Source organism: Microbacterium sp. cf332, from assembly GCF_900102175.1.
Classification (GTDB): domain Bacteria; phylum Actinomycetota; class Actinomycetes; order Actinomycetales; family Microbacteriaceae; genus Microbacterium.
This window is the reverse complement of the sequence record NZ_FNKN01000003.1, coordinates 218396-233434: the sequence shown is the minus strand read 5'-3', so window position 1 is coordinate 233434 and position 15039 is coordinate 218396. Positions and strand designations below refer to the sequence as shown.

The following is a 15039-nucleotide window of genomic DNA, read 5'->3' as shown; positions in this document are numbered from 1 at the left end:
TCCATCTATCGGGTGCGCCGACGCCACGTCGGCCGCGCCCGCGCGTACGCACGGGCATATGGAGCCATGTTATCGGCCCGTGACCTTGGCGTCGCCTGCGAGTGGGCGCCCCCGCCATCCGCAGCGGACCGGCGCGGACCTAGGATCGTGACATGGCTGGATTCTGGGGCAGACGCAAGCGGGAACAGCAGGAAGTCGCCGACGCGGCCGCGAACCTCGCCCATGAGGCCGACGTGGCTCTCGTCGCCGCCGACGAGCGCCTGCGCGTCACGAGCGACGAGATGATCTTCGCCGAGGCCGAGCTCGGCGAGGATGCCACCGCGTCGCTGCGCGAGGCGATCGCCGCGGTCCGGCACCACCTGGGCGAGGCGTTCCACCTCAAGCAGCTCAACCACGACGAGATCCCGGACACCCCGGACGAGGTGCGCACACGCAACGCACGCATCGTGCAGCTCTGCGAGTGGGCGCAGGATCTCCTCGACGACCGCACCTCCGCGCTGTCCGAGGCGATCGAGCGGGCCCGACGCGCTCCCGAGATCCTCGCGGGCATCCGAAGCGACGTCGTCGCTCTGCGAGACCGGGTCGAGCCGGCGCGCTCCGTCATCGAGCGGGTCTCGGGTCGTTACCACCCGGACGCCCTCAACCGGGTCGGCGGCAACGCCGACGAGGCTGCCGGACTGCTCGAGTTCGCGGAGCACGGCGCGGATGTCGCCGAGCGCCGCCGGGCGGCGGGCGAGCGCGGCCCGGCCAACATCGCACTCGAGACCGCCACGGAGGCCGTGCGACGTGCGCGGACCCTCCTCGACGCGGTCGACGACTTCGAGGTCGAGGCGCTCCGGGCGCAGTCCACCCTCGCCGACGTCGTCGCCGACTCCCGCGACGACCTCGTCGTGGCCCGCAGCGCCCCGCAGACCCCCGCCGTCACGACGGCGATGGCCGAGCTGCAGCAGGCCCTGACCCGCGTCAGCCCCGCCGGCTCGAAGGGCGACCCCTTCGCCGAGCTCTCGATGCTCCGCGAGAAGAACGCCGCACTCGACGTCGCGGTCGACACGGCCCGTGAGCGTGCCGCCCGCCCCCTCCCCCCGGAGAGCCACGTCCGTCACGCCATCGACGACGCCGACCGGCAGCTCTCCGTGGCCCGAAGCGTGATCGCCGGCCACCGCGGCTGGATCGGCGCCGATGCACGGACCCGTCTCGCCGAGGCCGAGAGCCTGCGCTTCGGACTCGCTCCGGCGGGACCGATCGCCGAGGACGATCGCGAGCAGGCGCTCGCCGACGCACGACGCTGCGCCGCACTCGCCGGCGAGGCGCTGCAGCTCGCTCAGCGCGACATCGACGGCTCACGACCCAACGACGGCTGGGGCGGACCCGGAGGACCCGGCGGCGGCTGGGGCGGCCGCGGCGGCGGTGGCGGCGGGAACATGGTCGGCGGCATTCTCGGGGGCCTCGTGATCGGGAGCATGCTCGACGGCATGTTCGACTGAACCGCGACACCGGCAGACGGACGACGGGGGCGGGTGCCATCACGACACCCGCCCCCGTCGTCTCCGAGGTCAGGACGCCAGCTCGGCCTCCGGCGGAGCGGCGGCGGTCAGCGAGATGACGCCGTAGTCCCAGCCCTTGCGGCGGTAGACGACACTCGGGTGATCGGTACGCGCGTTGATGAAGAGGAAGAAGTCGTGACCGACCAGCTCCATCCGGTCGACGGCCTCCTCGACCGTCATCCACTCGGCGCCGAACTCCTTCGTGCGGATGACGACGGGGCTGTAGTCCTCGTCGTCCGCCGGGTCTCCGATGACGGGCACCTCGCCCGTCGCGACGGCCCGCAGCACCTCGACCGAGGCAGGTTCCACGTCGATGCCCGCGAGGGAGCCCGTGCCCTTGTCGAGCTTGGCTCCGCGCGGATGGTTGCGGGCGTCCACCCGCTTGTCCTTCGCACGCCGCAGCTGCTCGACGAGCTTGTCGACCGCGAGGTCGAGGGCGACGAACTTGTCGCCGTCCGTGGCCTCGGCCCGGACGAGCGGTCCCTTTCCGGTGAGGGTCAGCTCAACGGTCTCGTCATCCATGCGCCCGTTTCGATACGCGCGGTGCGTGACCTTGATGTCGAGACTCTGCGCGCGGGGCGCGAGCGTCTCGATCCGACTGGACTTCTCTTCAGCCACCGTGCGGAAGCGATCCGTGATCCCGACTCCGACGCCGACGATGCTGTTTTCCATCCTGACCTCCTTGCTCCGGTCCGCCCGGTTCAAGGGCGGACCTTCGTTCGCCTTGGTCTCCCCCACGCTAGCGGCGAGCGCGCCGGTTGTCACTCTTCGACCGCCGGGGAAACCCGCCGCGGCGTGTCGGCGACGACCACCGCACCCAACACGTCCCGGCCTGCGGCACGCAACGCACGGCGCGCCTCGAGCAGCGTCGCGCCGGTCGTCACGACGTCGTCGAGCACCACGACGGGGCCGTCACCGGGATGGGCGACGAACGATCCCGCGACGTTCCGCTGCCGGTCTGCGCGACCGAGACGCCGTTGATCGGCCACGCGCCGCTGCAGCCGCAACAACCGCCGCACCGGCGCACCGGTGCGGCGCGCGAGCAGATCGGGAACGGCATAGCCGCGGCGCCGCAGGCCCGCGCGAGAGGTCGGTACCGGGACCAGCTCCAGGTCGCACCAGCCTGCCCCGATGAGGAGCTGCGACAGCGCTCCACCGAGCGGCCGCGCGAGACCCGTGGTGCCCGCCTCCTTCAGCGCGCGGACGATGCGCCCCGCCGCGGCTTCGTACCGCGTGACGCTCCACACGTCGAGGCCGTCGATCTGGCGGCACTCCGGCTGCGGGAGGGTCGCCAGGCAGCGTGCGCAGAGTATCCGCCCCGGCTCGTCGCACGACGCGCACCAGACGGGCATGACGAAGTCGAGGGCATCGGCGAGATGGTCGCGCCAGCGGGAGCGGCGCGGGTCGATCGGATCCATCGCTCCAGGATCGAACGGCCGTGCGCGATGCAGCGGGCGTTGACGTCCCCGTGTTCACCGCGGCTGAGAACCGCACGTCGGGGAGGCGTCAGCGCGGGGAGCCCTGCTGACCGGCGAGCACCCGGATGCCCTCGGCCGCGGGCGGCCAGGCCTGTCCCTTCTGCGCGTACAGCACCCCGTCGCCGTCGAGCACGCGCACCGCCCTCAGCTGGTTCGTCGCAGCGATCGACACGGCTCCCGCAGGCGCCGTGGTGAACTCGCCGAAGCCGCCGACGGACTGCGAGATGACGACGTCGCCGTCGCCGTCCTCGGCCAGCACCGCGATGGTGGACGCGTCGACCCAGCTCGCGGCGAGACCGGTGCCGGGCAGCTGCGCGATGGTCTCCCGGTCGCCGAGCCCCACCGGGGCGCCGCTATCGTCGCGCAGGACGCCGGCGATCCACAGCGCCGGCCGCGATCCGTCGCGCACCAGGGCGGCGATCCGCGTGCCGTCGCGCGAGACCTCGATGCTGGAGATCTGGGAGGCGCCCGGCCACGCGTCGGCGATGGGGACAACGGTTCCGTCGGCCCCCGTCGCCAGGAGGGCCGACGGGGACCCGCCGGGTACGGTCCAGATGAATCCCTGCGGATCGATCGTCGGGTCGACGAGCCCGGCCCGCTCGTCGACCACCTCGAAGGTCGCGTCGTCGCGTGCACGCACCACCGCCCCCGAGGTCGTGCGCACTGCCGCGGCCCGGCGGTCGGCACCCACCTGGATCGCTTCGGCCTCGAGATCGGCGATGGCCTCGGACAGCCCCGGCACCGGCTCGATCTCGGATCCGGAGAGGAACCCGAAGGCGTCGTCGGTGAGCACGAGCGGCCGGACGTCGACCCGGGTCGGCCGCACGTCGACCGCCTGTGCCGCGACCGGTTCACCGTCGACCGACATCTGCGCCTCGCGGATGCCCGCGGACTGCAGGCTCGCCTCGAGCTGCGCCTGCATCCGGTTGCGCGTCTCGGGCACGATCGCGAGAGCCGACTGCGAAAGCGGCACCTGGGCGACGCCGGAGTCGAGAGGCACGGCCCGCGTCGCCAGCTCGAGGCTCTCGGGGAAGGCGGAGTACACCGCACCCGAGAGCCACGGGCTCGGGTCGCCGTCGATCAGCGCCTCGGCGATGTGCGTCGCGGCGTTCGTCGCGGGGAACCAGCGGCGGTCGGGGACCAGGTACGACCACGACCGGTCGAAGTACATGACCGAGTACTCCCGGAACACCGCCTGGAAACGGGCGCGATCGAGCACCACACCGTCGGGGGCGTCCGAGATGCGCCACTCGCCGTCCACGTCGACGAGGCTGAACGCCAGGGGCATCGACCCGCCGTCCGCCACCGAGAGGGCACCGGTCGCGTCGACCGACGCCTCGGCGGTGATCGAGACCGTCACGGTCCCGTCTCCGGCGACGGTGTACACCCGCTCGCCGGGGAGGTCGACGGTCGCGCGTGCGGTCGGCTGCCAGGACGACCGGAAGTCGGGCGCGAGGAACTGGCGCGCGGTGCCCCAGTCGTCGCGCGGGCCCGACCCGGCGGCGAGGAACCCTGCGACGATCTGCTGCGGCGTCGCACCCGGCGGCGGATCGTCGGGCAGGAACGAGAAGTCGACCGACCCGGCCTCTTCGTCGATCGGCGCGCCAGCGACGACCGCTCCCGAGGTCGGCAACCCCGTGCAGCCGGCGAGCAGCAGCGCGGACATCATCGCCACGACGACGGCGACGGCGTGACGCGCGCGCGAGCGGAGACGCATCAGGACGATCCTTTCGCGAGTCGGGGCAGCGAGATGGGCTGGGTGAGGCCCAAGTCGTCGAAGGGTACGCCGTCTTCCCCGGGATCGACCGGGATCGGCGAGTGACCGTCGAGAGGGTCGCTGCGGCGCGGGATGGTGAGCACGAAGTTCGTGCCGCGACCGAGCTCGGACCACACAGCGAGGGTGCCGCCGTGCAAACGGGCGTCTCCGAGCGCGATCGAGAGTCCCAGCCCGGTGCCGCCGATCGTGCGCTTGCGCGACGGATCGGCACGCCAGAAGCGGTCGAACACCCGCTCGGCATCCGCCGGCCGCATCCCGAGGCCGTAATCGCGCACCCCGATCGCGACGGCGCGCGCGTCACTGTCGACGCTCACGACGATGGGGCGTCCCTCCCCGTGCTCGATCGCGTTCCCCAGGAGGTTGCGCACGATGCGCCGCACCCGTCGGGGATCCATCTCCACCGGTGAGTACCCGCCGGGGGCGACCAGACGGACGTCGCTGCCGTGCTGTTCGGCGAGCTGGACCATCGACGCGATCACGTCCTCGGCGAGCTGCGTCATACTCGTCGGCTCGCTCTCGAGCTGGACGGAGCCGGCGTCGTAGCGGCTGATCTCGAGCAGGTCGGTGAGGAGCACCTCGAACCGGTGCACCTGGTCGTGCAACAGCTCGGCCGCTCGACCGGCCACGGGGTCGAAGTCCTCGCGCCGATCGTTGAGCATGTCGGACGCGAGCCGGATCGTCGTCAGCGGCGTCCGCAGCTCGTGCGAGACGTCCGACACGAAGCGCTGCTGGACCTGCGACAGCTCGGCGAGCTCCTTGATCTGCGACTCGATGCTGTCGGCCATCGCGTTGAACGAGCGGCCCAGCGTCGCGAACTCGTCCTCGCCCCGCACCTGCAGCCGCACGGCGAGGTCGCCGGACGCGAGCTTCGAGCTGCTCTCCGCCGCCTGAGCGATCGGCTCGGTCACAGAGCGCAGCACGATCCACGAGATCGCGCCGATGAGGACGACGAGCCCGACCCCGACGATCCAGAGCGTGATCTGCACGAACGCGAGCGTCTGCGCCTCTCCGGCGAGGTCGTACCCGAGGTAGAGCTCGTATGCCCCCACCTCGGGCAGCACGATCTGCTGCCCGACGACGATGCCCGGAACCTGACCGCCGTCGTCGACCGCGAAGCCGACGGGCTGCCACCACTGCAGCTCGTCATCGCTCTGCACCCGGTCGCGCAGATCGTCGCTGATGCGGTCGGCGGGGAGCCCGGCTGAGTCGAAGTCCTGCGGCGCGATGGACGAGGGCTCGGAGGAGATGCGGAACGCGGCGATGCGATCGGTCGAGGACTGCCGCTGGATCGACGTGCGCACGCTCTCCATGAGGTTGTCGATCGCGACGACGTCTCCCCCGACCTCGGCGGCGTCGAGCGTCGACTGCGCCGACAGCGTCGCGCGCTGCGCCTCGGCCAGCAACTGGGTCGTCCGCGACTCGAAGAGGTCGTTCTGGATCGCGAGCGACATCCACACGAGCGCCACGGTGATCGTCAACGCGGTGGCGCCGAGGGTGATCGCGACGGTCCGGAACCGCAGCGAACGCCGCCAGGTGCGGGCGAGGCGCCGGGGCCACGAGCGCCAGCCGTGCGTCGCGACCGTCGCCGTCGTGACGGTGCGGATGGGCATCGGCGGATCAGATCACGGCGCCGGCGCGGTAGCCGACCCCGCGGACGGTCGTGACGATGCGGGGATTGTCCGGGTCGATCTCGACCTTGGCGCGCAGCCGCTGCACGTGGACGTTCACCAGTCGGGTGTCGGCCTTGTAGTGGTAGCCCCACACCTGTTCGAGGAGCATCTCGCGCGAGAACACCTGCTGCGGCTTCGAGGCGAGCGCGACGAGCAGCTCGAACTCGAGGGGGGTGAGGGCGATCGCCTCGGCGCCCCGGCGCACCTCGTGACCCTCGACGTCGACGACGAGGTCGCCGATGCGGAGCGACTCCGACGCGGCGGCGACCACGGGACGCAACCGCGTGCGGATGCGGGCGACGAGCTCCTTCGGGTTGAAGGGCTTGACGATGTAGTCGTCGGCACCGGACTCGAGTCCGCGGACGACGTCCGCCGTGTCGGTGCGGGCGGTGAGCATGATGATCGGGATGCCGGACTCGGCGCGCACGCGCGTGCAGATCTCGATGCCGTCGATACCGGGGAGCATCAGGTCGAGCAGGATCAGGTCGGGCTTCTCGGTGCGCCACGCGTCGACGGCCGCGGCGCCGTCGGCGCAGAACACCGTGTCGAACCCCTCGGTGCGCAGCACGATGCCGATCATCTCCGCCAGAGCGGTGTCGTCATCGACCACCAGGATGCGAGAAGTCATGGGCGGCGTTCGTCTTTCGGCTCGGGCTCGCGCGCGACGTGCGCGTATTCACCGTACCCGACGCCCGAGCCGTCGACTCCGGCCGGCCGAGACGCGTGTGACACGATGGGTGCGACCGAGCCGACTGTCCAGGAGTGCATCGTGACGGCATACCCAGCGTGGACGCCCGCCCCGCGTCCCGGCATCATCCCGCTCCACCCGCTTTCCTTCGGTGTCATCCTGGGCCGGTCGTTCTCGGCGCTGCGTCAGAATCCCCGTGTCCTGCTCGGCTTCGCGCTCGTCGTGCAGACGGCGGCGATCCTGCTCGCCACGGCCGGCATCGTCACGGTCGGCTTCGCCACGTTCGGCCGTCTCGCCTCACTGCAGCCCGGCACCGACGAGTTCGAGACCGTGCTGGCCGGGTCGATCGCCATCAGCGGCGCCACGGCCCTCGTGCTCTCGCTCGCCTCGAGCGCGCTCGGCGTGATCGTGCAGGGCGTCGTGGTGAGCGAGGTCGCCCAGGCGGTGCTCGCCGAGAAGCACACCCTCGCGACCCTGTGGGGGCGGGTCAAGCCGGTGGCCGGGCGCCTGATCGGCTACGCCGCGCTCGTGTTCCTCATCGTCGCCGTGGTCGTCGGCATCCTCGCCGCGGGGATCGTCGCCCTGACCGTGAGCGTCGGGTGGGTCGGGATCGTGCTCGCGATCGTGCTTGCCCTGTCGTCCATCCCGCTGAGCCTGTGGCTCAGCACCAAGCTTCTGCTCGTGCCCGCCGCGATCGTCCTCGAGCACGCGACCGTCTTCGGCGCGATCTCGCGCTCCTGGACGCTCACGCGGGGACGGTTCTGGCCGACGCTCGGCATCATCGTCGTCATCTCGATGAGTTTCGGCATCCTCGCCCAGGTCATCAGCGTGCCGTTCTCGTTCGTGACGATGGGCCTGACCTCGGTGATCACCCCCACCGGCGACCCCGAGCCGGGTCAGATCATCGCGCTGCTGGTCGGCACGCTCTTCGCGCAGGCGTTCGTCACCCTCATCCAGACGATCGCCGTCATCGTGCAGTCCACCGCCGGTGCGCTCGTCTACGTCGACTGCCGGATGCGGCGCGAAGGACTCGACCTCGATCTGTCGGCCTACGTCGACCAGCGCGACGCCGGTGTGGTCGACCCACCCGATCCTTACCGCCGCAACGTCGGTCGCGAGATGGGCGGACGGTGGCCGCAGCCCACGGGCCAGCCCGACCCGGCGTGGGGCCCGGTCTTCCCGGGGCAGCCCGGGTACGCGCCGCCGACCGCGTACGGCGCGCCCGCCGGTGCCGCGCCGACCGCCGAGCCCGCGCAGCGCGACCAGTCGGACGGCGCCTCGCCCGCGGCGGGTCCCCCGGAGCCGCCGTCGCCGACCGCGTGGACCGCGCCCGGCTCCGATCGCCCATGAGCCTCTTCGCCGCACCGATCGCACCCGACCCCGACGAGGCACGCCGCTGGGCCGAGTCGGAGCTGTCGAAGTCCGCCTACCGGCAGGCCGAGCCCACCCCGATCGACCGGTTCGCTCGGAGCGTCGGCGAGTTCTTCGCCGCGCTCTTCACCGGACAGGTCCCCGCGACGCTCGGGCCGTGGCTCGCGGTCGGGGCGATCGTGGTCCTCCTCCTCGTCGTGGCCGCGGCCATCGTGATCTGGGGACGGCCGCGCGCCGTCGTCCGATCGCGGGCTGCGGTCCCGCTCTTCGGCGAGGACGAGACGCGCGACGCGGCACGGCTCCGCCGGGACGCCGAAGAGGCTGCGCGCCGGGACGCGTGGGACGAGGCGGTCGTGCTGCGGGTGCGTGCGCTCGCGCGCGGTCTCGCCGAGCGCACGATCGTCGAGACCTCCCCCGGCGCGACGGTGCACCGGTTCGCCGCCGAGGCCGCACGCGCCTTTCCGGCGTCGCGTGCCGAGCTCGACCGTGTCGCCCGTTCCTTCGACGACGTCCGCTACCTGCGACGTCCGGGGACCGAAGCGGCGTACGCGGTCGTCCGCGACCTCGACGAGCGCCTGGCCGTCGCGCGGGCCGAGGTCCCGGTGTGAGCGGCGCCGTCCCGACGGCCGACGCGCCGCGGCGCACGCGCGCCGTGCTCGGCTGGTTCGGGCTCGCCGCGGGCGTGCTCGTCGCCGGGCTCGCCGCAGCCGCCATAGCCGGCGTCAATACGATGCCCGCGCAGGGGCTTCTCGATCCCGAGGCCGCCGGCCCCGACGGGTCGCGCGCCCTGGTCGAGCTGTTGCGGGACCGCGGGATCGACGTCGAGATCGCGCGCGACCGCGCCGCGGCTCTCGCGGCGCTCGAGGGGGGCGAGGCGACGCTGGCCATCGCCGACACGGCCCCGCTCGACGACGACGACCTCGAGCAGCTGCGCGCCACCGCCGGCAGTGTCGTGCTGCTCGAGCCGCGCACGCGCGACCTGCGGCTCCTCGTCGATGGGGCGCAGACCGCGGGCTTCGCGGCCGACGACACCGTCGCGCCCGCGTGCGATCTGGCCGAGGCTGCCGTCAGCGGTCCCGTGCAGCCTGGCGAGGTCTTCTCCGGCGACGACCTCGGCGTCGCCTGCTACCCCGCGGGGGCCGGATACGGCCTCGTCGGCGCGGTCACAGGGGGCGAGCGCACCATCGCCCTCGACGCGACCGCGCTGCTGACGAACGGACGTCTCACCGAGAACGGCAATGCCGCCCTGGGGTTGAACCTGCTGGGCTCCGAGGGCACGGTCGTCTGGTACCTGCCGGCGATCGGCGACGGGTCGCTGACCGCCGCGCCGACGCTCGGCGAGCTCACGCCGCCCTGGGTGACCCCCGCGATCCTGCTGCTCATCGGGTCCGTCGTCGCCGCCGGCCTGTGGCGGGGTCGACGCTTCGGTCCGCTCGTCGCCGAGAACCTGCCCGTCACCGTCCGGGCGTCCGAGACGACCGAGGGCCGCGCGCGGCTGTACGCCGCCGCCGCCGACCCCGTCCACGCCCTCGATCAGCTCCGCCGCGACGCGCTGCGGCGCCTCGGCCGTCGTCTCGGGCTCGGCGCTTCCGATGCCGGGGCGATCGCCGACGCGGTCGCGGCCCGGCTCGGCGACGACCGCACGCGCGTCCGCGGCATCCTGCTCGACGACCTGCCCCGCAGCGATCGGGAGCTCGTCGACGCCGCCGACCGCCTGCGCGACCTCGAAGCGGCCGTCATCCGATCCGTCCGTCCCGAAAGGAACACCCCATGAGCGAGTCCGCATCCGGCGACCTCCGCGAAGCGATGAACCGCGTCCGTGTCGAGGTCGGCAAGGCCGTCGTCGGCCAGGACGGGGCCGTCACGGGCCTCCTCATCGCCCTGCTCGGCCGCGGGCATGTGCTGCTGGAAGGAGTTCCGGGCGTCGCCAAGACGCTGCTCGTGCGCACGTTCAGCAGAGCGGTCGGGCTCGACACCACCCGCATCCAGTTCACCCCCGATCTCATGCCGGGCGACGTCACCGGCTCGCTCGTCTACGACGCCCGCAGCGGGGAGTTCGAGTTCCGCTCCGGTCCCGTCTTCACGAACGTGCTCCTCGCGGACGAGATCAACCGCACCCCGCCCAAGACGCAGGCGGCGCTCCTCGAGGCCATGGAGGAGCGGCAGGTCTCCGCCGACGGCGTCTCGCGTCCGCTGCCCGATCCGTTCCTCGTCGCCGCGACGCAGAACCCGGTCGAGCACGAGGGCACCTACACGCTCCCCGAGGCGCAGCTCGACCGCTTCCTGTTGAAGCTCGTGATCGACGTACCCGCTCGCGACGACGAGGTCGCCGTACTGCGCCGCCACGCCGACGGGTTCCGACCGGGGTCGCTCGAGACCGCCGGAGTCCGCGCCGTCGTGAGCGCCGACGAGATCCGCGCCGCGCAGCAGGCCGCGGCCGCGGTGGACGTCTCGGACGACGTGCTCGGCTACGTCGTCGACCTCGCGCGCGCCACCCGGCAGTCGCCGTCCGTGCAGCTGGGCGCGAGCCCGCGCGCGGCGACCGCCCTGCTCGCCGCTGCGAAAGCGTGGGCGTGGCTGGGTGGCTACCCCGCCATCACCCCCGACCACGTGCAGACGATGCTGGTCCCCGCCTGGCGGCACCGCCTGCAGCTGCGTCCCGACGCCGAGATCGAGGGAATCTCCGCCGACACCATCCTCACGTCGGTTCTCCAGCAGACGCGCGTCCCGATCTGAGCCGCCGATGTATGTGTCCGGGCTGTTCGCCCTGCTCGTCGCCCTCGGCGTCGTCCCCGTGGTGCTCGCTCCCGCCGCGGGGCTCGACGCCGGGTGGGCGGCGCTCGCCTGGGCCGGGCTGTGCCTCGTGCTCGCCACGGTCGACGTGCTGAGCGCCGGTCCGCTGCGCGCGGTGGAGATCGAGCGCCGCATCCCGGCGCGAGCCCGTCGTGATGAGCCCGTCGACACCGTCATCCTGCTGCGCAACGCCGGCCGCCGGAGGATCCGCGGTCGGCTGCGTGATGGGTGGCAGCCCACCGCCGGCGCAGGACCGGCACGGGCCGACATCGATCTGCCCGCCGGCGAGCGCCGAGCCGTCGCCCTGCCGCTGCTGCCGCGTCGACGGGGCGAGCTGCGGTCGGCGTTCGTCGCGCTCCGCAGCAGGGGGCCACTGGGCCTGGCCGGGCGTCAGCGCGTCGTCGCCGCACCGGGAGCGCTGCGGGTACTCCCCCCGTTCACCTCGCGCCGCCACCTGCCCTCGCGGCTCGCGCGGCTGCGCGAGCTCGACGGGAACACGAGCGTGCAGGTGCGCGGACGGGGCACCGAGTTCGACAGCCTCCGTGAATACGTGCGCGGAGACGACGTCCGCTCGATCGACTGGCGGGCGACCGCGCGAGCAGGGACGACCATGCTGCGCACGTGGCGACCCGAGCGCGACCGGCACGTGGTCATCGTGATCGACACCGGGCGCACCAGCGCGTCGCGCGTCGCCGACGGGGTCCGACTGGATGCCGCCATGGAGTCCGCCCTGCTGCTCAGCGCGTTGGCGGCCCGCGCCGGCGACCACGTGCACCTGCTGATGTTCGACCGCGCACGCCGCGCCCGGGTGACCGGGATCGACGGCGCGCGCCTGCTCCCGGCCCTCGTCGACGCGATGGCGCCGGTCGAGCCCACACTGATCGACACCGACTGGAGCGCGGTGCTCACGGAGGTCCGGGCGCTGACATCGCGCCCGTCGCTGATCGTGCTGCTGACGGCGCAGGATGCCCCCGATGCCGCTCGCGGATTCCTCGGAGCCCTCCCGCCGCTGACCGAGCGCGCGACCGTCCTCGTGGGCTCCGCGACGGACGACCCCGAGCGCGCCCCCGACATGCGGACCGCCGAGGACGTCTACCGCCAAGCGGCGGTCGCCCGCGCCTCGCGCGACGCCGAACTCGTCGCATCCGCTATCCGGCGCGCGGGCGGCGCCGCGCTCACGGCGACTCCCGAGGCCCTCCCGCCGGCGATCGCCGATCACTACCTCGCGCTGAAGGCCGCCGGCCGACTCTGAGACCCGCGCTGCCGTCCCACCGGGCTCAGCACCCGCTCACCTGGTGAAACGGGTACGCGGAGGGCCCGCCCCGGGATGCGGGACGGGCCTTCGGCGGGATGCGACTCAGCGCAGGTCGAACCGGTCGAGCTCGGTGACCTTGGTCCACGCGGCGACGAAGTCGCGCACGAACTTCTCGCTCGCGTCGTCCGAGGCATAGACCTCGGCGATGGCGCGCAGCTCGGAGTTCGAGCTGAACAGCAGGTCGACACGCGTTCCGATGCCGATCTCGGAGCCGTCGGAGTCCACGCCGCGGAACGCGTGCGAACCCGGGTCGAGCGGCTTCCAGGTCGCTCCGAGGTCGAGCAGCTTCACGAACACGTCGTTCGTCAGTACGCCGGGCCGATCGGTGAACACCCCGAACGACGAACCGTCGTAGTTCGCGCCGAGCGCTCGCAGACCACCGACGAGCACGGTCATCTCGGGCGCGCTCAGCGTGAGGAGGTTCGCCTTGTCGATGAGGTGGTGCTCCGCCGGGAGGACCGCCTGGGGGCCGTAGTAGTTGCGGAACCCGTCGGCGGCGGGCTCGAGGTGGCTGAACGACAGCTCGTCGGTCTGCTCGGACGTGGCGTCGGTGCGTCCCGGGCGGAACGGCACCGTCACCTCGACGCCGCCGTCACGGGCGGCCTTCTCGATGCCGGCATTGCCCGCCAGAACGAGCAGGTCGGCGAGCGACACCTTCTTGCCACCGGTCTGCTCGGCGTCGAACGCCTGCTTGACACCTTCGAGCGCCTCCAGCACGGTCTGCAGCTGAGCCGGGTTGTTGACCTCCCAGTCCTTCTGCGGCGCGAGACGGATGCGGGCGCCGTTCACGCCGCCGCGCTTGTCGCTGCCGCGGAACGTCGATGCCGCGGCCCAGGTCGTGGACACGAGCTGCGCCACCGTCAGGCCGGTCTCGAGAATGCGCTGCTTCAGGGCGGCGGCATCCGCGTCGTCGATCAGCTCGTGGTCGACGGCGGGCAGCGGGTCCTGCCAGATGAGCTCCTCCTGGGGCACCTCGGGGCCGAGGTAGCGGGCGATGGGGCCCATGTCGCGGTGGGTCAGCTTGAACCAGGCGCGGGCGAACGCGTCGCCGAATGCCACCGGGTCGTCCTTGAAGCGGCGCGAGACCTCGTCGTACGCGGGGTCCGTGCGCAGCGCGAGGTCGCTCGTCAGCATGCGCGGCTCACGACGGCCGTTGGAGTGCGCGAGGGGCACCATGTCGGCGCCGCCCCCGTTGATCGGCCGCCACTGGTGGCCGCCGCCGGGGCTGCGCATGAGCTCCCACTCGTAGGCGTACAGGATGTGGAAGAACTCGTTGTCCCAGCGGGTGGGGTGGTAGGTCCACGTGACCTCGAGACCCGACGTGATGGTGTCATCGCCGTGTCCGGTGCCGTTGTTGTTCTTCCAGCCGAGACCCTGCTGCTCGACGCCCGCGGCCTCGGGGTTGTCCTCGAGGTTCGAGTCGGGGGCCGCGCCGTGCGTCTTGCCGAAGGTGTGGCCGCCGGCGATTAGGGCGACCGTCTCCTCGTCGTTCATGCCCATGCGGCCGAACGTCTCGCGGATGTCGCGAGCCGACTTGAGCGGGTCGGGCTCGCCGTTGGGGCCCTCGGGGTTCACGTAGATGAGGCCCATCTGAACGGCCGCGAGCGGCTTCTCGAGGTCGCGGTCGCCGGAGTAGCGCTCGTCGGCGAGCCACGTCGTCTCGGGACCCCAGTACACGTCGTCGTCCGGCTCCCACACGTCGGGGCGACCACCGGCGAACCCGAAGGTCGAGAAGCCCATCGACTCGAGCGAGACGTTGCCGGCGAGGATCATGAGGTCGGCCCACGAGATCGACTGACCGTACTTCTTCTTGATCGGCCACAGCAGACGACGGGCCTTGTCGAGGTTGACGTTGTCGGGCCAGCTGTTCAGCGGCGCGAAACGCTGCTGCCCGGCACCGCCGCCGCCCCGTCCGTCGGTGACGCGGTAGGTTCCGGCCGAGTGCCAGGCCATGCGGATCATGAGGGGGCCGTAGTGACCGAAGTCGGCGGGCCACCAGTCCTGCGACGTGGTGAGGACCTCTTCGATGTCCTTCTTGACGGCGGCCAGGTCGAGCGTCTCGAAGGCGGCCTTGTAGTCGAAGTCCTCGCCCACCGGGTTCGCGACGGCGGGGTTCTTCTTCAGGATCCGCAGGTTGAGCTGGTTGGGCCACCAGACGTGGTTGGCGTTGCCGACGGTCGGGTGAGGCTGGCCGCCGTGCGAGCCGTGACCCTGCGCGCCGTGGCCCTGGTCGCCGCCGTGGATGACGGGGCAGCCGCCCGCGTCGTTGGGGCGCGGCCGGGTCTCGCCGTCGGCCCGCTCGTCCTCGGGTGTGTCGATGGGGGTGACCGCCTGGTCGGTGTCGGTCACGTCCTCGCCGATGGGCGCGGACTGCTGGTCGCGATCGCTCATGGTGATCCTTCC

Annotated in this window: 12 protein-coding genes; 6 read left to right on the top strand and 6 right to left on the bottom strand. The window is 72.4% G+C overall.

What is annotated here, in order from left to right; all coding sequences use genetic code 11:
- The first annotated feature begins 152 nt into the window (after positions 1-152).
- Positions 153-1484: a hypothetical protein gene (locus BLT21_RS12645; protein ID WP_091502692.1), complete on the top strand. Its 1332-nt coding sequence runs from the start codon at positions 153-155 to the stop codon at positions 1482-1484.
- A gap of 69 nt (positions 1485-1553) precedes the next feature.
- Here the strand turns inward: BLT21_RS12645 and hpf are convergent, their stop codons facing one another.
- From hpf to mtrA, 5 genes are all read right to left on the bottom strand, one after another.
- Entirely contained in the window at positions 1554-2216 is a 663-nt protein-coding gene (hpf, locus tag BLT21_RS12640) for a ribosome hibernation-promoting factor, HPF/YfiA family (protein ID WP_091502690.1), read from the bottom strand.
- A gap of 89 nt (positions 2217-2305) precedes the next feature.
- On the bottom strand, positions 2306-2962 hold the full coding sequence (locus tag BLT21_RS12635; protein ID WP_091502688.1) for a ComF family protein: 657 nt from the start codon (positions 2960-2962) through the stop codon (positions 2306-2308).
- 88 nt (positions 2963-3050) lie between these two features.
- The gene (locus tag BLT21_RS12630) at positions 3051-4739 is read right to left on the bottom strand and encodes an LpqB family beta-propeller domain-containing protein (RefSeq protein ID WP_091502686.1); all 1689 of its coding nucleotides are present in this window, start codon (positions 4737-4739) and stop codon (positions 3051-3053) included.
- Entirely contained in the window at positions 4739-6409 is a 1671-nt protein-coding gene (gene mtrB, locus BLT21_RS12625) for an MtrAB system histidine kinase MtrB (protein WP_091502684.1), read from the bottom strand. The genes BLT21_RS12630 and mtrB overlap by 1 nt, the downstream gene beginning before the upstream one ends.
- Before the next feature lie 7 nt (positions 6410-6416).
- Positions 6417-7097 (bottom strand): MtrAB system response regulator MtrA, encoded by a 681-nt coding sequence (mtrA, locus tag BLT21_RS12620; protein WP_091502683.1) that lies wholly within the window; start codon positions 7095-7097, stop codon positions 6417-6419.
- 141 nt (positions 7098-7238) lie between these two features.
- Here mtrA and BLT21_RS12615 point away from each other — a divergent pair, with 141 nt between their 5' ends.
- The 5 genes from BLT21_RS12615 to BLT21_RS12595 are packed head-to-tail and all read left to right on the top strand — an operon-like array spanning position 7239 to position 12573.
- Positions 7239-8507: a DUF7847 domain-containing protein gene (locus BLT21_RS12615; protein WP_143024991.1), complete on the top strand. Its 1269-nt coding sequence runs from the start codon at positions 7239-7241 to the stop codon at positions 8505-8507.
- Positions 8504-9136 carry a DUF4129 domain-containing protein gene (locus BLT21_RS12610; protein ID WP_143024990.1) on the top strand — a complete coding sequence of 211 codons (633 nt, stop codon included), beginning with the start codon at positions 8504-8506 and terminating at the stop codon, positions 9134-9136. Before BLT21_RS12615 ends, BLT21_RS12610 begins: the two co-directional genes overlap by 4 nt.
- Positions 9133-10302 carry a DUF4350 domain-containing protein gene (locus tag BLT21_RS12605; protein ID WP_091502677.1) on the top strand — a complete coding sequence of 390 codons (1170 nt, stop codon included), beginning with the start codon at positions 9133-9135 and terminating at the stop codon, positions 10300-10302. The genes BLT21_RS12610 and BLT21_RS12605 overlap by 4 nt, the downstream gene beginning before the upstream one ends.
- On the top strand, positions 10299-11264 hold the full coding sequence (locus tag BLT21_RS12600) for an AAA family ATPase (protein ID WP_091502675.1): 966 nt from the start codon (positions 10299-10301) through the stop codon (positions 11262-11264). Before BLT21_RS12605 ends, BLT21_RS12600 begins: the two co-directional genes overlap by 4 nt.
- A gap of 7 nt (positions 11265-11271) precedes the next feature.
- Entirely contained in the window at positions 11272-12573 is a 1302-nt protein-coding gene (locus BLT21_RS12595) for a DUF58 domain-containing protein (protein WP_091502673.1), read from the top strand.
- A gap of 105 nt (positions 12574-12678) precedes the next feature.
- Here BLT21_RS12595 and katG read toward each other — a convergent pair whose 3' ends face one another.
- A complete protein-coding gene (katG, locus tag BLT21_RS12590; protein ID WP_091502671.1) occupies positions 12679-15027 on the bottom strand; it encodes a catalase/peroxidase HPI in 2349 nt (782 codons plus the stop codon).
- Between the last annotated feature and the right edge of the window lie 12 nt (positions 15028-15039).